This is a genomic window from Citricoccus sp. K5, from assembly GCF_902506195.1.
GTDB lineage: Bacteria > Actinomycetota > Actinomycetes > Actinomycetales > Micrococcaceae > Citricoccus.
Genome location: NZ_LR732817.1, coordinates 2491926 through 2509961, shown reverse-complemented (window position 1 = coordinate 2509961; position 18036 = coordinate 2491926). Strand labels below are relative to the sequence as shown.

Below are 18036 nucleotides of genomic sequence, written 5' to 3'. Positions count from 1 at the left end.
CCCGAGCCGCAGGCTGCCCGCACCCGTCGGATCAAGATCCAGGTCAAATCGTCACGTGCCGGTATGCTGCGGTCCCCGTCAGCGATGCCGTCTCCGGACGCACCTCGTGGGGTGCGAGGTCCCGGACTACCCTTGATGCGGTGAGCCAGTCCAAGATCGCCCTGTATTACCGCTTCGCCCCGTTGGCCGATCCGGAGGCCGTGCGCCTCTGGCAGCATGCCTTGGCCTCGCGATGGGGGTTGACCGGGCGCATCATCGTGTCCCCGCACGGGATCAACGGCACCGTGGGTGGACCTTTGGCGGCGGTGAAACAATACGTCAAGACCACCCGGACCTACGGCCCCTTCGCCGGGCTGGAGGTCAAGTGGTCCGACGGTTCGGCCGAGGACTTCCCGCGGTTGTCTGTCAAGGTGCGGCCCGAGCTGGTGGCCTTCGACGCCCCGGACGAGATCGTCGTGACCGAGGACGGCGTGCAGGACACCGGCGTGCACCTGACCCCCGAGGACCTGCACCGGCTGGTGGAGGAGAAGGAGTCCGCCGGGACCCCCGTGGTGTTCTTCGACGGGCGCAACGCCGTGGAGGCCAAGATCGGTCGATTCGCCGGGGCCGTGGTGCCGGACACCGTCACCACCCGGGACTTCATCTCCGAACTGGACTCGGGCGTCTATGACCACCTCAAGGACCAGCCCGTGGTCACCTACTGCACGGGCGGGGTCCGCTGTGAGGTGCTGACGGCGTTGATGCACCACCGCGGCTTCGGGGAGGTCTACCAACTGGACGGCGGGATCGTGAAGTATGGGGAGGCCTATGGCGACTCCGGCCTGTGGGAGGGATCCCTGGCCGTCTTCGACCAACGCATGCGGGTCCAGTTCTCTGACCAGTCCGCGACGATCGGCGAGTGCACCCTCTGTGCGGGTCCCACCTCGGAGCTGAGGAACTGCTCCGATCCGTCCTGCCAGACCCTGGACACCGTCTGCGATGCCTGCACTCTGGCCGTCCCGGACCGCATTTGCGCGGTGTGCCGGTGAGACGCGGGGCTGCCGGGGTGGTCCTCGCGGGGCTACTGCTCACCGGCTGCGGAGCACCCGACCCGGCGGACACTCCGCCCCAGTCCGAAGAGCAGCTCCGGGCGCTGCTCCTGGAGATGGACGAGTACGGGCTGGAGGGAGCCAGCGGCCCGGGGGAGCAGATCGACCCGAGCCTGATCGCGACCGTCGTCGACGACCCCTCCCAGGCTGAGGGCGCCTGTGCCGACGCGCTGCAGGCCCTGCAGTCCGCCTCGTTCGAGACCACCGCCAGTGCGGCCGAGGCCGTCAGCGTGGTGGAGGGCTACGAAGACGCCTATCTGCCTCCCGTCATGTCCGCCGCACTGTTCGCCCGTGAGGACGGCGACGGGCCGGAGCCGGGCCCGCTCTACACCGCGGTGGGCCGGGACTGCGAGGGTGCCGAACTGCGCCAGGGCGAGGCCACTGTCACCGTGGCACCCCTGCCTGGGGGCCGGGACGGGGTGGTGGCACACAGCCGCGGAGACGAGTTGCTCGGGGACGCCAGCGTGACCATCGCCGTGGAGACCGTGGGCCATCACCACGTCATGGTCAGCGGCATCCTGGTGGACCCGGACACCGTGGTGGAGGCATTCGACCGTCAGGTCGAGAAACTCCGGCAGGGACTCCTCGCGGCAGCACCGTGAGACGGGTCTGCGGCGATGCGGGTGCGGTGCCGGCCACGCACCACAATGGAGTCATGACCGATCCGCGTCCGAATACCGCCAGTACCGCCAGTACTCCCAGCGCCGCCAGTACTCCCAGCATCGAGCAGCCCTTCAACCACGCGATGATCGACCCGCCGCGGTGGGATCGGGGCCCCTCGTCCGCCGCCGCCATCGCCGCCGTCGCCGATCTGGCCGCCGATCTGCGCGCCCTGCCCTACACCACGGACGCCGTCGGGGATCTGCTGGGGGCCATGGCCGCCGCAGCGCTGGAGCGTGAGCAGGCCGAACCGGCTCGCCGCCGCCTCGCCCAGGTGATGCACGACGCCGGCGCGCCCGGCTCCCAGCGCGCGCTCGCCGCCGCCGTCTCCTGCTGGATGCTCGGCGACTCGGTGCCGACCGCCGTGCTGGACGCCGCCCTGCCCACGCTGACGGCCGCCGGTGCCGCTGAGATCAACCTGGGCTGGATCCGGGAGGGGGCCTTTCACCCGGTGGTAGACCTCTCGCCCTACTCGACCGATGACCTCGGGGAGGTGTGGGTGGCCAGCGATCAGACCGCCCTGCAGACCCGGACCACCTTGCCTTCCTGGCACGTGCTCGGCATCGGCCGGGCGTCGATGACCCTGGCGGGCAATGTGATCCGTCGCCCCGTGGCCCGGGCCCTGGACCTCGGCACAGGCTGCGGCATCCAGACCCTGCACTTGCTGGCCCACGCCGACCACGTCACCGCCACGGACCTCTCCCACCGGGCGCTCGAGTTCACGGCCTTCAACCTGGCCCTCAACGCCGAGGCGCTCGGCCTGGACCTAACAGAAGCGCAGGAGCGGGACGCTCAACCGCAGAGTCCCCGCGGCGGTTTCCCCCTCACGCTCGGCGGGCGCGTGACCCTGCTGCAGGGGGACCTGCTGGAGCCGGTGGCCGGCCGCCGCTTCGACCTGGTCGTCTCCAACCCGCCGTACGTCATCACCCCACGCTCGGGGTCGGAGCCGGACCGGTTCACCGGGGAGGTCGAGGACGGGATCAACACGTACCGGGACGGCGGCCGCTCCGGGGACCGGTTGCTGGCTGAGCTCGTCGCCACTCTGCCGGAGCACCTCGAGCCCGGCGGCATGGCGCAGATGCTCGGCAACTGGGAGATCCACGGACTCCCGGACAGCGCCACGGGCAGCGTCAGGGAGGGCGCACCGGACCGAGTGGCCGGGGCCGCCAGCCCCCAACTGCCCGGCTGGGAGGTGCGCCCGCGCTCCTGGGTGCCCTCCGGCGTCGATGCCTGGTTCATCCAGCGTGACCTCCTGGACCCGGCCGGCTACGCCGAGACCTGGTTACAGGACTCCTCCGAGCAGTTCGACACCGCGAGGTACACGGCGGGGTACCGGCGCTACCTGGAGGACTTCGGAGAACGGGGCGTGGCCGCCGTCGGGTTCGGGTACGTGTGGTTGCGCCGCCCGGCCGTACCGCGGGCCGGCCGGATCCGCACCGAGGTCCTCGAGTCCGAGCTGCAGCAGCCGTTGGGGCCGGCCTGGGCAGAGGCGGTGGACCGCTGGGACCTGGTCGCCGGAGATACAGCGGACACGGCAGACACGGCAGGCACAGCAGACACCGGAGACCTGAGCGCACTGCGGGAGCTGTACGTCACGGTCCCCGGCGATGTCACCGAGGAACGCCACCAGCGCTTCGGCTCCGACCACCCGGAGATCATCCTGGCGCGCCAGGGCGGCGGTTTCCGGCGGACGGCGCACGTGGACACCGCCACCGCCGGGTTCCTGTCCGCCGCGGACGGCGAGTTCGCAGTGGGGCAGCTGACCGGTGCGGTGGCAGGACTGCTGGACCTGGACGAGGCGGGGGAGCGGGCCCTGGTGACCGCCGTGGCCGAGTTGCTCACGGACGGATTCCTGACCGTTACCGCACCGATACCGTCCGGAATGTGAACGAGGACACGCTAAATCTGAAAGAACTGCCTAGAATCTTGGTCCATGACTGAACTAGACACCGCTCCGACCCCCGGGAGCGGAACGGTGCCGGCCGCCCGACGGCCGGTGGTCATCTCCGATCCCCAGGCCATCCGGGCCCTGGCCCACGAGGCGCGGCTGGAGGCGCTGGAGGAGCTCTACGCCTCGCAGTCCACCCGGACCGCGACCGAACTGGCGTCCCGGTGCGGACTGACTCCCTCGGCCATGAGCTACCATCTGCGAGCCCTGGAGAAATACGGCTTCGTGGAGCGCTCCCCCTCGGAGGGGGACGGCCGTGAGCGGCGTTGGAAGGCGGCCGGCTACTCGCTGCTCGTCGACTCCCTGAACCACACCCCGGCGTCCAAGCAGGCGTTCATCGACGTCCAGCTGAACACCTTCCGGGACCGGATCATGAAGGAGGTGGCCCGCCGCGAGTCCGAGGACAAGCTCCTGCGCCAGGCGGCGGAGGAGGCCGTGGCCACCGCTCGGGACGCCAACGCGCCCCTGGACGGACGGGGCATCGGCGTCCCCGAGCCCGGCCGGCGCCGGCCCCCGGTGCTGTCCACCGGCATGGTGTTCGTCAACGCCGAGCAACGCGCCGAGTTCCAGCGCCGCCTCGCCGAGCTGATCGACGAGTTCGAGGAGCTCAATCCCGCCTCCGAGCGCTCGGTGGACGCCGAACGCGTGTATTACCTTGTCTCCGTTCTGGCAGACTCGGCCCCGGAAACCCCCGGTCACGCCTGATCGGGAGCCCGGGGCGCGCCGACGGTCGAGGACCGAGGGCGTGGTGCCGTTACATTAGTAGGGCACCGGGCGGTCCGCCTGGAAGTCACAGGCGGCCATCCACTGGGCCAGCCGGGCCCAGTGGACCTGTTCCCCGCCCGGCGACGAAAAGGAGCCCGAGTGTCTGAGAAGACGTCCAAGAAGACCACCTCCTCCGGTGACGGAACGAAGCTGGTCATCGTGGAGTCCCCCGCCAAGTCCAAGTCCATCGCCAAGTACCTCGGCGAAGGATGGGTGGTGGACGCATCGGCGGGTCATATCCGGGATCTTCCGCAGCCGTCGGACCTACCCGCGGACATGAAGAAGGGCCCCTACGGCAAGTTCGCCGTGGACACCACCAACGGCTTCGACCCGTACTACGTGGTCTACCCGGACAAGCGGAAGCGCGTGGCCGACCTCAAGCGGCTGCTCAAGGACGCCTCCGCCCTCTACCTCGCCACGGACGCCGACCGCGAGGGCGAGGCCATCGCGTGGCACCTGCTGCAGGAGCTCAAGCCGAAGGTCCCCGTGTACCGGATGGCCTTCACCGAGATCACCAAGGAGGGCATCGCCCGCGGTCTCGAGAACGTCCGCGAGATCGATGCGGACCTGGTGGACGCCCAGGAGACCCGGCGCATCCTCGACAGGCTCTTCGGCTACGAGATCTCCCCGGTGCTGTGGCGCAAGGTCCGCCAGGGCCTGTCCGCCGGCCGCGTGCAGTCCGTCGCCACTCGCCTCGTCGTCGAGCGCGAGCGCGAGCGCATGGCGTTCGTGCCGGCGTCGTACTGGGACCTGGACGGCACCTTCACTGCCGACGAGGGCAAGGGCGCCGGCGAGTCCTTCACCGCCCGACTGAACTCGGTGGACGGCCAGCGCGTGGCCACCGGACGCGACTTCGACGACCGCGGCCAGCTCAAGAAGTCCGCCGCCGGCAAGGTCGCCACCCTCACCGAGTCCACGGCCACCGCACTGGCCGCCGGGCTGCAGGGAGCCACCTTCACCGTCGACTCGGTCGAGGACAAGCCCTACACGCGCCGGCCGGCCGCCCCGTTCACCACCTCCACGCTCCAGCAGGAGGCCTCCCGCAAGTTGCGGTTCTCCTCGCGAGTGACCATGCAGGTGGCGCAGCGGCTGTACGAGAACGGCTACATCACCTATATGCGTACCGACTCGGTGATGCTCTCGGACGAGGCCATCACCGCGGCCCGCCGGCAGGCCACCGAGCTCTACGGCCCGGACTCCATCCCGCAGGCCAAACGGGTCTACAAGGCGAAGAACGATTCGGCGCAGGAGGCCCACGAGGCCATCCGCCCCGCCGGTGACTCCTTCCGCACCCCCGGGCAGGTCTCCGGTGCCCTTCGGGGGGACGAGTTCCGCCTCTACGAGCTGATCTGGAAGCGCACCATCGCCTCCCAGATGGCCGACGCCAAGGGCTACACCGCCACTATCAGGCTCACCGGCACCGCGCTGGAGACCGCCGCCTCGGGCGAGATGGCCGGCCAGCTCGCCGGATTCAGCGCCTCGGGCACCGTCATCACCTTCCCCGGTTTCCTCGCCGCATACGAGGAGGGGCGCGACGCCGGCTCCGAACCCGCCGAGGGCGCCTCCGGTGGCGCTGGCGGCACCGGCGGCGACGGTAAGGACGGCAAGGACAAGCGCCTGCCCGAGGTGGCCTCGGGCGAGTCCCTCACCGGGAAGGACGTCATCGCCTCCGGCCATGAGACCTCCCCGCCGCCGCGGTACACGGAGGCCTCGATCGTGGCCGAGCTGGAGAAACGGGAGATCGGCCGTCCCTCGACCTTCGCCCCGACGATCTCCACGATCATGGACCGTGGGTATGTCACCAAGCGCGGCAGCGCCCTGGTCCCGTCCTGGACGGCCTTCAGCGTGATCCGGCTGCTCGAGGAGCACTTCGGCAAATACGTCGACTACGACTTCACCGCCCGCATGGAGGACGACCTGGACCGGATCGCCGCCGGCGAGCTTCAGCGTGAGGCCTGGCTGCAGCACTTCTACTTCGGGGCCGAGTCCAGTGCCGAGGGCCTCAAGGCCGTGGTGGACAACCTCGGTGACATCGATGCCCGCGCCGTGAACTCCATCCCGGTGGCCGAGGGCATCACATTGCGGGTGGGCAAGTTCGGCCCCTACCTGGAGAAGGACGTCCCGGCGGGTTCCCCGGAGGGTACCGATCCGGAACGCGCCAATGTCCCCGAGGACCTGCCCCCGGACGAGCTGACCGCAGAGAAGGCCGAGGAGCTCTTCGCGACCGCCGGCCCGTCCGAGCGTGAACTCGGGACCGACCCGGAGACCGGGCGCACCATCATGGCCCGGGACGGCCGCTTCGGCCCCTACGTCACCGAGGTCATCCACGAGATGACCGAGGAGGAGCTGGCGGCCTGGATGGAGGCCCAGCCCACCGAGTACTACAAGAACGGCAAGCCCAAGCCGAAGAAGAAACCGGCCAAGGAGAAGCCGCGCACCGGCTCCCTGTTCAAGTCGATGTCCATCGAGACCGTCACCCTCGAGGACGCACTGAAGCTGATGAGCCTGCCCCGCGTGCTCGGCCAGGACGCTGAGGGCGTGGACATCACGGTGCAGAACGGCCGCTTCGGTCCGTACCTGAAGAAGGGCACGGACTCGCGTTCCCTCGAATCCGAGGATCAGATCTTCACGATTACGTTGGAGGAGGCCCTGGCCATCTACGCCCAGCCCAAGCAGCGCGGGCGCGGGGCAGCGAAGCCGCCGCTGGCCGAATTCGGCGAGGATCCGACGTCGGGCAAGAAGGTGGTGGTCAAGGACGGCCGCTTCGGTCCCTATGTCACGGACGGCGAGACGAACATCACCGTGCCGCGGGACATGGACCCGGAGTCGCTGACGGCCGAGCAGGCCTACGAGCTGCTGGCGGACAAGCGTGCCAAGGGGCCGGCGAAGAAACCGGCCCGCAAGCCGGCCGCTCGCTCGAAGTCCACGTCCGGTGCAGCCAAGTCTGGCAAGAAGTAGCGGAAGAAGAAGGCAGACACCATGCGCCTGGGTGTGCTGGACATCGGTTCGAACACCGTCCACCTGTTGCTGGTGGACGCGCACCCCGGCGCGCGTCCCTCGGCGTTCGCCGACCACAAACGGTCCCTGTCCCTGCTCGACCACCAGGACGAGGACGGACGCATCAAGGAATCCGGCCAGGATTCGCTGGTGACCTTCATCCGCGAGGCGGTCGCCTTCGCCGTGGCGAACGGTGCCGAGGACATGATCGCGTTCTGCACCTCTGCCATCCGGGAATCCGGCAACGGCGCGGCCGTGCTGGAGCGGGTCACCCGGGAGACCTCGGTGCACCTCACCGAGCTCTCCGGTGATCAGGAGGCCGCGATGACGTATTTCGCGGTGCGCCGCTGGCAGGGCTGGGATGTCGGCTCGATCCTGAACTTCGACATCGGCGGCGGATCCTTCGAGATCGCCTACGGCACGGATGAGCTGCCCAGCTACGCCGTGTCCATCCCGCTCGGCGCCGGGCGGCTGACCAGAGACTGGCTGCCAGCGGACCCGCCCACGCCGAAGTCCACCAAGAAGCTGCGCAAACACATCAAGGCCACCATTGCCGAGGCGGCCGAGGGATTCCCGCTGATGACGGCGCCCGTACTGGTGACCGGCACCTCGAAGACGTTCCGCTCCCTCGCCCGCATCACCGGCGCGGCGCCCCTGGCCGCCGGACCGTTCGTCAAACGCCACCTGCGGCTGGAGGACCTCACGCTGTGGGTCAACCGGATGGCCGCGATGACGGCCAAGGAACGGGCCGGGCTGCCCGGGGTATCCGAGATCAGGGCCGCCCAGATGCTCGCCGGCGGCATGGTGGCGGAGGCGGCGATGGACACGTTCGGCGTCACCCAGGTGGAGCTCTGCCCCTGGGCCCTGCGCGAGGGACTCATCATGCGCCGGCTGGACGCCCTGGTCCAAGAGGGCATCCTGGGACGGGAGACCACCCCGGGCGTCGGGAACGTCTACCTCAACCCGGACCCGATGCTGCCTGGCTTCTCCGTGGGGGTGACCAGTGACTGGAACGGCTGAGATCCCGGTGACCCTGTCCTCGTCGTCCGTGTTCCCGTTGGGCACGCAGGACGTGTTCGCGATGGCCGAGGACCTCGGCTATGACGGGGTGGAGGTCATGGTCACGCACAACGCGTGGTCCCAGGACCCCGTGAAACTGAACCGGCTGTCCGAGAAACACGGCATGCCGATCCACTCGATCCACGCCCCGACGCTGCTGTTCACCCAGCAGGTGTGGGGTTCGGCCTGGAACAAGCTGGCCAAGAGCGCGGACCTCGCCCGTGAGGTGGGAGCCGAGGTGGTGGTGGCCCACCCGCCGTTCCGGTGGCAGGGCAACTACGCCTCGGGCTTCGCCGAGGGCATCCGGCAGATCATGGACGCCACCGGAGTGCTGATCTGTGTGGAGAACATGTACCCCTGGCGCGCCGGTGGCCGCGAGGCCAAGATGTACCTGCCGCACTGGGACCCGGTGCCGGAGGACTACGACTACGTCATCTGGGACTTCTCCCACGCCGCCATCGCCCAGGAGAACTCGCTCGACGCGTTCCGCACCCTCGGCGACCGGCTGCGCCATGTCCACCTCACGGACGGCACCGCCAACGGCAAGGACGAGCACATGCTCCCCGGTGACGGGGATCAGCCCGTGGCCGAGTGCATCGAATACCTCGGGGAAACCGGCTGGGACGGCGCCGTGTGCGTGGAGGTCGGCACCCGCAAGACGAAATACGCCGGGGAGCGCGAGGAGATGCTGATCTACTCACTCGAGTTCGCCCGCCACCACCTCACCGCCGGGGCGGCCCGCTCCGCCTCCGGGCCGGATCAAGATCAAGACACCGTCGAAAGGTCCCCCCTTCCATGAAGATCGCCCTGCTCGGACTCGGGAACATGAACGGCGCCATCCTGGCCGGGATGCTCGCGGCCGGAACGGACACCGCCGCGGTGCGCGCCACCGGCCACTCCGCTGAGCGGGCCCGGGAGAACCAGGAGCGCTACGGGATCACCGTGACCGCCACCGAGTCCGATCCCGAGGCGAACCGCACCGCGGCCGCGTGGGCGGACCTCGTGGTCCTGGGGGTCAAGCCGAAGGACATCCTGGCCCTGTGCCGGGAGATCGACGGCGCCCTGCGCCCCGGCACCGTGGTGGTGTCGGTGGCCGCCGGGATCCCGCTGGCGGCGATGGAGGCGAACCTGCCCGAGGGGCAGCCGGTGGTGCGGACCATGCCGAACACGCCCCTGACGGTGGGCATGGGCGTGGTCGGGCTGGCCGGCGGGACCGCCGTGACCGAGCACCATGTGGACCTGGCCGCCGGTCTCTTCCGTGGCTCCGGTTCGGTATACCAGGTCGAGGAGTCCCAGCTCGACGCCGTGGCCGCCGTCTCTGGTTCCGGGCCCGCCTATGCCTTCCTGCTGGCCGAGCTGATGGCAGCCGGCGGAGCGGGCATGGGCCTGGACGAGGACCTGGCGAAGGACCTGGCCCGGGCCACCGTTGCCGGCGCCGGCCGGATGCTCGCGGAGCCGGAGGTGGACCCGGCGGCGCTGCGCCGGGCGGTGACCAGCCCCAACGGCACCACGGAGGCCGCGGTCAACTCGTTCCTGGACTCCGGGCTCGCCGACCTGATCGCCCGGGGCATGCAGGCCTCCGCCGCCCGCGGCCAGGAGATGAGCCGCGACTACGGGTCCTGACCCTCAGGGCCGGGAGGCGAAGCGTTCCAGCAGGTCGGTGTGCCCGGACACGATGAGCGTGTCCCGCGGCCCGACCTTGGTGTCCGGTTGCGCGTAGGTGAAGTCCTCGCCTGGCGTCTTCACACCCACGATCGTGACCCCGTACTTGGCGCGGATGTCCGACTCGGCCAGGGTGAAGCCCACGGCCTCCGCCGGCGGGTACATCTTGACGATCGCGAAGTCGTCGTCGAATTCGATGAAGTCCAGCATGCGCCCGCCCACCAGATGTGCGGCCCGAACGCCGGCGTCGTGCTCCGGGAAGATCACGTGGTGCGCGCCGATCCGGCGCAGGATCTTGCCGTGGGCCGGGGTGATGGCCTTGACCCAGATGTGCTCCACGCCCAGATCCACCAGGTTCACGGTGATGAGCACGGAGGACTCGATCGAGGTGCCCACGCCCACCACGGCGGTGGCGAACTCCTGGGCGCCGAGCTGGCGCAACGCCTGCAGGTCGGTGGCGTCCGCCTCGACCACGTGCGTCAGCGTGCCCGCGAACTTCTGCACCAGGGCTGCGTCGCGTTCGATCGCCATGACCTCGCGGCCCTGGTTCACCAGCTGCTCGCCCACGGCGGAACCGAAGCGGCCCAGGCCGATCAGCAGCACCGGGGCATGGGGATCCGGACGGTTCTCAGCCAATGATCGGCCTTTCCTCGGGGTACCGGAACAGGATGCGGCGCTGACGCAGGGCCAGCGCGGACGCGAAGGTGATCGTACCAACACGGCCGGCGAACATCAGGACCGTCAGCACGTACTTACCTGCCGGCGGCAGCTCAGCCGTCAGTCCGGTGGTCAGCCCGCAGGTGCCGAATGCGCTGAGCACTTCGAACAGGGGGCGCTGCAGGGACTCGTCGCTGATGGCCACCAGGGCCATGGTGCCGACCAGGATGAGGGTGGCGCCCAAGGCGAGGACGGAGATGGCCACGCGGACCGAGTCCGGGGTGATGGTGCGGCCGTGTGCGGTGACCTCCCGGTCACCGCGGGCCTCGGCCACGATCGCCAGGAACATCACCGCCAGGGTGGTGACCTTGATGCCGCCGGCAGTGGACGCCGAACCGCCCCCCACGAACATCAGGGCGTCCGTCAGCAGCAGGGTCTCCGGCGACTGCTCGTTGATGTCATAGACGGAGAAACCCCCGGACCGGGACATCACCGAGCCGAACAACGAGTATTGGAGACGCTCGGCCACCCCGAACTGGCCGAGCGTGGCCTGGTTGGACCACTCGAAGATCCCGATCAGCAGGGCTCCGCCGAGCACCAGGGCGGTGGTGGTGGTGACGGTCAGCTTCGTGTGCAGGTTCCACCGGGACCACCGCCAGCGCTGCTGCATCAGCACCATGACCACCGGGAAGCCCAGGGCACCGGCGAAGACCCCGGCCATGAGGGTCCAGATGATCCACGGGTCGTGCATGAAGGATTCGAGCCCGTCCGTGTGGAGGGTGAAGCCGGCGTTGTTGAAGGCGGAGATCGCGTAGAAGATCCCGTTCCACAGGCCGTCACCCCAGGAACCGGTGTGCACCATGAACCGGGGGACGAGCACCACCGCCAGAACCGCCTCGAAGAAGAACGTGGTGCCGACCACCACGCGTAGCAGGGCCCCGACCTCACCGATCCTGCCGGTGGTCATGCCCTCCTGTGTGATCAGCTTGGACCGCACGCCCAGCCGCTTGGACACGGCCAGCGTCAGCAGTGCCGCCATGGAGAGGATCCCCAGTCCGCCGATCTGCATGGCCACGAGGATGACCAGCTGTCCGGCGAAGCTCCAGTGTTCCGCCGTGTTCACCGGTGTCAACCCCGTGACGGAGACCGCGGACGTCGCCACGAACAGAGCGTCGTGGAAGGCGGTGATGCGCCCCGACCTCGAGGCGAACGGCAGGGACAGCAGGGCGGTGAACACCAGGATCACGACGGCGAAGGCCAGCAGGGCGGCCCGTGACGGTGACGCTCCGGCCACCGTGGAGACGAACAGCCGGAGGCGCTCGAGCACCTCGCGGAGCCCGGAGCGGTCCGGACCACCGGCAGGGGGCCCGACCCGGGGGGACATGGCCCTGCTCAGGGCGGAGGGCGGGCGAGCCGCGCGGCCGCCCGACGGCGTCGGGATGCGGCCTCCGGTCCTTCGGCGGGTCTGGGGCCGGGGCAGGGAGCGAGGGCGGGGGATGCGCTGGTGCCGGGTCATGCGCCGGTGATCACGTCCCTTCTGTTCCGCCTGTTCCGTCCCTGGTCACGAACGATCCCATCATCCACCATCCGGTGTGAGATCCGGTCCATGACGTCATCACCTGCCGGTGGTGACGCCGGAAGCATAGTCTGTGTGGTGATGACCAACACACCGAACGACGCGTCCGGAACCGTACCCGGTATCGATCCGAGCGCCGTGTCCAATCCCGCCCCCGTGGCCGCACCCGTCCCGGCGCCCGACGGCCGTCCCTCGACGGCCACGGCCGTGGTCTGGGACGAGGCGCTGCTGGGCTACAAGTTCAGCACCGCCCACCCCATGGCGCCGGTGCGCCTTGACCTGACTCACCGGCTGTCCCAGGCACTCGGCGTGCTCGATCGGCCCGGAGTGGGACTCATCAAGCCCGAGGTGGCCTCTGACGAGGTCTTGGCCTCCGTGCACGATCCCGAGTACGTCCGTGCCGTCCGTGCCGTCAGCACGGGTGAGGTGGCCGAGGACCTGGAACGGGGGCTGGGCACTGATGACAATCCGGTGTTCCCCCACATCCACGAGGCCTCGGCCCGGATCCTGGGCGGCTCCGTGGCGGCGGCCGAGGCCATCTGGACGGGGGAGTTCCTGCACGCCGTCAACTTCGCCGGCGGGCTCCATCACGCCGGCCGTGGCAAGGCCAGTGGATTCTGCATCTACAACGACTGCGCCGCGGCCATCCAGCGGCTGCTCGATCGAGGAGCTCAGCGGGTCGCCTATGTGGATCTGGACGCCCATCACGGTGACGGCGTCGAGTCCATCTTCTGGAACGACCCGCGAGTGCTGACCATCTCCATCCACGAGACCGGCATCTCCCTGTTCCCGGGGAGCGGCTTCGCGAACGACTCCGGCGGGCCCGAGGCGCTCGGCACCGCCGTCAATGTGGCGCTCCCGCCGGGAACCGGTGACGCGGGCTACCTGCGGGCCGCGCACGCCGTGGTCCCGCAGCTGCTCCGTGCCTTCGACCCGCAGGTACTGGTCACCCAGCATGGTTGCGACGGCCACGGGGAGGATCCCCTGACGAATCTGCGGATGTCCGTGGAGGGCCAGCGCCAGCTGGCACTGGACGCCTCCGACTGGGCCCGCGACTTCGCCGGGGACCGATGGCTGGCCACCGGGGGCGGCGGCTACAGTCCCTTCTCCGTGGTCCCGCGGACCTGGACGCATCTGGTGGCCGCGGCCACCGGACAGCCGCTCCGGACCAGTACGGTCATCCCGCAGGCCTGGCGCGACTACGCCGCACGGGCTGCCGGGCTGGGACCGGGTGAGGAGATGGCGGGGATCCCGGACACCATGTCGGACGGAGTGGATGTCTGGTGGCGCTCCTGGGAGGTCGGCTACGATCCCTCAGACCCCGTCGACCAGACCATCATGGCGACCCGGAAGGAGATCTTTCCCTATCATGGGCTGGATCCCTGGTTCGACTGACACGCCGTTGTATGCTCTGTGGGTGTGCCTGTGGTGACACAAGTGCACCGTGTGTTCGATATGATGTCTGAGAATGCCACGCCTGGCGCGGCAGATGTACTGTGCCGCCAGATCGAGACAGTTCGAAGCAAGGCAGTGGAAATGGGGAACGCAAGTGGTTGATGCCGGTAACTTCGCCGACACGCGCTTCATGACGGTCACAGAAGTGGCCGAGATGATGCGCGTGTCCCGTATGACCGTGTACCGGATGATCCATGCCGGCGAGCTCCCCGCTGTGCGTTTCGGCCGTTCCTACCGGGTGCCCGAGTCCGCCGTCGAGCAGATCCTGCAGACCGGCGCCACGGACCACCGGGCCACCGGGACGGATGACCGGCACGCCTGACCTCGCGTGCCACACGTGATGTCTGCCGGCCCCTGTGCCGGCATTCTGGCCGGTCCTGACGCCGGCCGATGTTCCCGGTTCGTTGCCACACCCGAGTGCAGGGTAAGGTGTTAGGGAACGTTTTTGACCAAAGATGTACGGATCTTCAACAGGCGTCTGTTGCGGATTCACCAACCACACAAGAGGTTTCCCTATGGGTTCAGTGATCAAGAAGCGCCGCAAGCGGATGTCCAAGAAGAAGCACCGCAAGCAACTGCGCAAGACTCGTCACCAGCGCCGCAACAAGAAGTAGGCGCTTCACCGCGAGGCTTCGCTGCATCCGGGGCCGTCCCGCCGCAAGGCAGGACGGCCCCGGAGCTGTTTAAGCCACTCGGGGCCGTTGAACCTCCGCCGGGCCTACGATGGAGCCGATGACTGACATGCAGCCTCCGCCGGCACCTTCGTCCGCCGCCAGCCCCGTTCCCGCCGTCGAGCTCCTCGTCAAGGACGGCTGTCACCTCTGCGCGGATGCCCTGGCCGTGGTGGGGGAGGTCTGTGGCCGGCTCGGTGTGGACTGGCAGGCTGTGGACATCGCGGGGCGTCCGTATCTGGCCGAGCGGCATGCCGAGGAGATCCCCGTCCTGATGGTGGACGGCGTGCAGCGGGACTTCTGGCGGATCGACCCGGTCCGCCTGGAGCGGATGCTGACCGCGGACCGGCCATGAGCAGCGACGGTGCCGGTCACCGCCGCGGGCCGGGGTCCGGCCTCTCCCGGCCCACCGTGGCCCGGTTGCCGGGCTACCTGCGCGCCCTGGCCACGCTGGCCCGGGCCGGAACCGTCCGGGTGTCCTCCACCGACCTGGCCCGGCACACCGGGGTCAGTCCGGCGGTGCTGCGCCGGGACCTGTCCAGCCTGGGCCAACTGGGCCGCCGCGGGGTCGGCTATCCCGTGGCCGCGCTCCAGCAGGCCATCAGCCGCGCCCTGGGCCTCGTGGAGGACCAACCCGTGATCCTGGTGGGTGCCGGGCACCTCGGCTCGGCACTGGCCGGATATGCCGGTTTCGGAGAGCGCGGGATGCGCCTGTGCGCCGTGCTCGACGCCGACCCCCGCCTGATCGGGCAACGGCGCGGTTCCGTGGTGGTCCGTCCGCTCGAGGAGCTGGAGGGCAGCGTCGCCGAGTCCGAGGCGAGGCTGGCGATCATGGCGGTGCCGGCCGGCGTCGCGCAGACCGTGGCCGACCGTCTGGTGGCGGCGGGTATCCGGGGACTGCTGAACTTCGCCCCCGTGGACCTGGTGGTGCCCCGCGAAGTGACGGTGCGTGCCGTGGACCTGTCCACCGAACTGCAGATCCTGGCCTTCCACCAGGCCGAGTTGCGGCAGTAGCGGCGCCGGCCGGGGCGGTTGATCGGGAGGTGCCGGAGTCGCGGAGGGCTTAGCGGCGCATGGCCTTCTCCCACGCCTTGGCGCGGAGGTACTCACTGGAGGGGCGCAGGTAGGCGAAGACGATTCCGGCGACGCCCAGGGCCACATAGATGAGGCCGGGGCCGAAGGCGGAGGTCAGGGAGAGGACGGCGAAGATCGTGCCGAAGATCCGGGCCACGTTGGAACCGCGGCGGATGCCGGTGGCGATCAGCCAGTACAGCACCACCAGGAGCGCCGTGAAGACCACGGCGAAGATGCGCACCGAGGCCAGGAACGACTCCATCTCGATCGCCAGGCCGGCCGCATCCATCTGCTCCTGGTAGAGGTCCAGCATCTCCGGCGTCAGCCCCATGTTCGGCGAGAACAGGGAGAGCAGCTCGATGACCAGGAACGCGAGGCCGGCCGTGAGGATCAGCCAGTAGGACCGGTCGATCGTGCTCGGCCTGGTGATCGGACCGAGCTGCTGCGGGTCGCCCTGACCCGGGAAGCCGTACCCCGGGCCGGGTTGGTCGGCCGGCGGCTGCCCGTAGGGGGAGTAGCCCTGAGGGTGCTGTCCGTAGGGCGACTGACCGTAGGGAGCTTGGCCGTAGGCGTTCTGCCCCTGCGGCGGCTGACCGTAGGGGGACTGGCCCTGCGTCGGTTGACCGTATGGCGGGGCCGGATGCTGGCCCTGCTGGCCCTGCTGGCCCTGCTGGCCCTGCTGGCCCTGCCGTTCCTGCTGGGCCTGACTCAGCCGGGCGTGGTGCTCGGCCTGCTGTTCCGGCGTCAGGCGGATGCCGTACTGGGGGCGATCGTCCCGGGGCTGGTCCGGCTGGTCCGGCTGACCCGGCTGACGTGGCTGCTGGGGCTCGTCAGGCTGCTCGGGGTGTTCGGGATGCTGCTCGTTCATGGCGGGCCCTTCCTGCGGGACTCTCGGGTCGAATGGTCTTGGGTCAACGCTATCGCCCGATTCTGACAGTATGGACTCATGCCTTCTGCGACCGTCCACCTTGTCCGCCATGGAGAAGTCCACAACCCGGACAGGGTCCTCTACGGTCGTATTCCCGGTTACCACCTTTCGGAACTCGGGCACCGGATGGCGGCGGACATCGGCGACTGGTTCGCCGGTGAGGCTCGCGCTTCCAGCCGGACGCCGGCCCTGCTCGTCTCCTCCTCCCTGCAGCGCGCCCGGGAGACGGCGGCACCCATCGGCCAGGCACTGTCACTGGAGCCGGCCATCGATGACCGGTTCATCGAGGCCACGAACCACTTCGAGGGCGGGTCGCGGGTGGCCAGGCAGCTCTGGAAGCCGCGCCACTGGCCCTTCCTGCTCAATCCGTGGCGCCCCTCCTGGGGTGAGCCGTACCGATCCCAGGTGAGCCGGATGAGCGAGGGCATCCTGGAGCTGCGTGACCGGGCCGTGGACATCGGGGGCGAGGGTGCCGAGGCGATCGTCGTCTCCCACCAACTGCCCATCTGGGTCACCCGGCTCTCGGCCGAGGGCAAGCCGCTCTGGCACGATCCGCGCCAGCGCGAGTGCACCCTGACCTCCGTCACCTCACTGCACTTCGAACGGGGACGCTCCGCCCCGCGGGTGGAGTACCGGGAGCCCAACGCAGCCCTGCTGGCCCACGCCTCCAACCTGCCGGGCGCCTGACGCGCTCCACACGGCCCCGGCCACCCCAGCCCCGCACCACGCCGGCTGCTTCGTCCAACCGGATTCCACCCGCGTCTACTACAGGCGGTAGAATCCAACGGACGCCCATTCCCCACTGGAGTACCCGAGCTGCCATGACCGTTCCACATCAGCACCGACCAGCCCACGGCTCCGGTCCCCGATCCGGGACCGGCCCGAGCCGGCGGAACGTGCTGGCCGGACTCGCCGGGCTGGCAGTATTGCCGCTGCTGGCGGCCTGCTCCACCGAGGACCCCCTGGCCGCCCAGGCGGGGAACGCGGATGGAAAGAACTACATCGCCGGTGACGGCTCCGTCCTGGAGATCGCCGCCGAGGACCGCGGCGAACCCGTGCAGTTCACGTCCACCGCCTTCTCTGGTGAATCCGTCGGTTCTGCGGACTGGCTCGGGGAACCCGTGGTGCTGAACTTCTGGTACGCGGCGTGCGCCCCGTGCCGCGTGGAGGCTCCGGACCTGCAGTCCCTGCATGAGGAATGGGAGCCGCAGGGCGTTCGGTTCGTGGGCGTGAACGTGCGGGACACCGCCGGCACCGCCGAGGCGTTCGAGCGGAACTTCGGGATCACCTACCCCTCGCTGGAGGACCGCGGCGGCCAGGTGCTGCTGGCCATGACGGACTATGTGCCGCCGCAGGCCGTGCCCACCACCATCGTCCTGGACCGCCAGGGCCGCGTCTCGGCCCGCATCCTCGGGGTCGCGGAGCGTTCCACCCTCAAGACGCTGATCGCCACCGTTGTCGATGAACCGGCCGACCCTGCCGACGAGCAGGCCTGA

18 protein-coding genes are annotated in these 18036 nt (G+C 69.5%); 15 read left to right on the top strand and 3 right to left on the bottom strand.

Annotated elements, in window-relative coordinates; genetic code table 11:
* Positions 1-140: 140 nt before the first annotated feature.
* The 8 genes from BOSE125_RS11225 (at position 141) to proC (ending at position 10140) form a co-directional block, all read left to right on the top strand.
* Complete coding sequence (locus BOSE125_RS11225) at positions 141-1028, top strand: rhodanese-related sulfurtransferase (RefSeq protein ID WP_159552578.1); 888 nt, start codon at positions 141-143, stop codon at positions 1026-1028.
* Positions 1025-1690, top strand: coding sequence for a hypothetical protein (locus BOSE125_RS11220; protein WP_159552576.1), 666 nt, complete (start codon positions 1025-1027; stop codon positions 1688-1690). The genes BOSE125_RS11225 and BOSE125_RS11220 overlap by 4 nt, the downstream gene beginning before the upstream one ends.
* 53 nt (positions 1691-1743) lie before the next feature.
* Positions 1744-3636 carry a methyltransferase gene (locus BOSE125_RS11215; RefSeq protein ID WP_236557929.1) on the top strand — a complete coding sequence of 631 codons (1893 nt, stop codon included), beginning with the start codon at positions 1744-1746 and terminating at the stop codon, positions 3634-3636.
* A 45-nt stretch (positions 3637-3681) separates the two neighbouring features.
* Positions 3682-4401 carry a helix-turn-helix transcriptional regulator gene (locus tag BOSE125_RS11210; protein WP_159552574.1) on the top strand — a complete coding sequence of 240 codons (720 nt, stop codon included), beginning with the start codon at positions 3682-3684 and terminating at the stop codon, positions 4399-4401.
* Positions 4402-4560: 159 nt separating this feature from the next.
* Positions 4561-7419, top strand: coding sequence for a type I DNA topoisomerase (gene topA, locus BOSE125_RS11205; RefSeq protein ID WP_159552572.1), 2859 nt, complete (start codon positions 4561-4563; stop codon positions 7417-7419).
* A 21-nt stretch (positions 7420-7440) separates the two neighbouring features.
* Positions 7441-8478 carry a Ppx/GppA family phosphatase gene (locus BOSE125_RS11200; RefSeq protein WP_159552570.1) on the top strand — a complete coding sequence of 346 codons (1038 nt, stop codon included), beginning with the start codon at positions 7441-7443 and terminating at the stop codon, positions 8476-8478.
* Entirely contained in the window at positions 8462-9316 is an 855-nt protein-coding gene (locus BOSE125_RS11195; protein WP_159552568.1) for a sugar phosphate isomerase/epimerase, read from the top strand. The genes BOSE125_RS11200 and BOSE125_RS11195 overlap by 17 nt, the downstream gene beginning before the upstream one ends.
* A complete protein-coding gene (gene proC, locus BOSE125_RS11190; RefSeq protein ID WP_159552566.1) occupies positions 9313-10140 on the top strand; it encodes a pyrroline-5-carboxylate reductase in 828 nt (275 codons plus the stop codon). The genes BOSE125_RS11195 and proC overlap by 4 nt, the downstream gene beginning before the upstream one ends.
* A 3-nt stretch (positions 10141-10143) precedes the next feature.
* Here proC and BOSE125_RS11185 read toward each other — a convergent pair whose 3' ends face one another.
* Both BOSE125_RS11185 and BOSE125_RS11180 read right to left on the bottom strand, forming a co-directional pair.
* Entirely contained in the window at positions 10144-10815 is a 672-nt protein-coding gene (locus BOSE125_RS11185; protein WP_159552564.1) for a TrkA family potassium uptake protein, read from the bottom strand.
* Positions 10808-12220 (bottom strand): TrkH family potassium uptake protein, encoded by a 1413-nt coding sequence (locus BOSE125_RS11180; RefSeq protein ID WP_371300778.1) that lies wholly within the window; start codon positions 12218-12220, stop codon positions 10808-10810. The genes BOSE125_RS11185 and BOSE125_RS11180 overlap by 8 nt, the downstream gene beginning before the upstream one ends.
* A gap of 273 nt (positions 12221-12493) precedes the next feature.
* Between BOSE125_RS11180 and BOSE125_RS11175 the strand changes: the two genes are divergently transcribed.
* From BOSE125_RS11175 to BOSE125_RS11155, 5 genes are all read left to right on the top strand, one after another.
* The gene (locus BOSE125_RS11175; protein WP_159552560.1) at positions 12494-13807 is read left to right on the top strand and encodes an acetoin utilization protein AcuC; all 1314 of its coding nucleotides are present in this window, start codon (positions 12494-12496) and stop codon (positions 13805-13807) included.
* 190 nt (positions 13808-13997) lie between these two features.
* A complete protein-coding gene (locus tag BOSE125_RS11170) occupies positions 13998-14189 on the top strand; it encodes a helix-turn-helix domain-containing protein (protein WP_236557928.1) in 192 nt (63 codons plus the stop codon).
* A 193-nt stretch (positions 14190-14382) separates the two neighbouring features.
* Entirely contained in the window at positions 14383-14481 is a 99-nt protein-coding gene (locus tag BOSE125_RS11165) for a 30S ribosomal protein bS22 (protein WP_009882927.1), read from the top strand.
* A 127-nt stretch (positions 14482-14608) separates the two neighbouring features.
* Entirely contained in the window at positions 14609-14893 is a 285-nt protein-coding gene (locus BOSE125_RS11160) for a glutaredoxin family protein (RefSeq protein ID WP_159555077.1), read from the top strand.
* On the top strand, positions 14890-15552 hold the full coding sequence (locus BOSE125_RS11155; RefSeq protein ID WP_159552558.1) for a redox-sensing transcriptional repressor Rex: 663 nt from the start codon (positions 14890-14892) through the stop codon (positions 15550-15552). The genes BOSE125_RS11160 and BOSE125_RS11155 overlap by 4 nt, the downstream gene beginning before the upstream one ends.
* Positions 15553-15601: 49 nt before the next feature.
* Here the strand turns inward: BOSE125_RS11155 and BOSE125_RS11150 are convergent, their stop codons facing one another.
* Positions 15602-16480 carry a hypothetical protein gene (locus tag BOSE125_RS11150; protein WP_159552556.1) on the bottom strand — a complete coding sequence of 293 codons (879 nt, stop codon included), beginning with the start codon at positions 16478-16480 and terminating at the stop codon, positions 15602-15604.
* A gap of 78 nt (positions 16481-16558) precedes the next feature.
* Between BOSE125_RS11150 and BOSE125_RS11145 the strand changes: the two genes are divergently transcribed.
* Positions 16559-17227: a histidine phosphatase family protein gene (locus tag BOSE125_RS11145; protein WP_159552554.1), complete on the top strand. Its 669-nt coding sequence runs from the start codon at positions 16559-16561 to the stop codon at positions 17225-17227.
* A 134-nt stretch (positions 17228-17361) separates the two neighbouring features.
* Entirely contained in the window at positions 17362-18036 is a 675-nt protein-coding gene (locus BOSE125_RS11140) for a TlpA disulfide reductase family protein (protein WP_159552552.1), read from the top strand.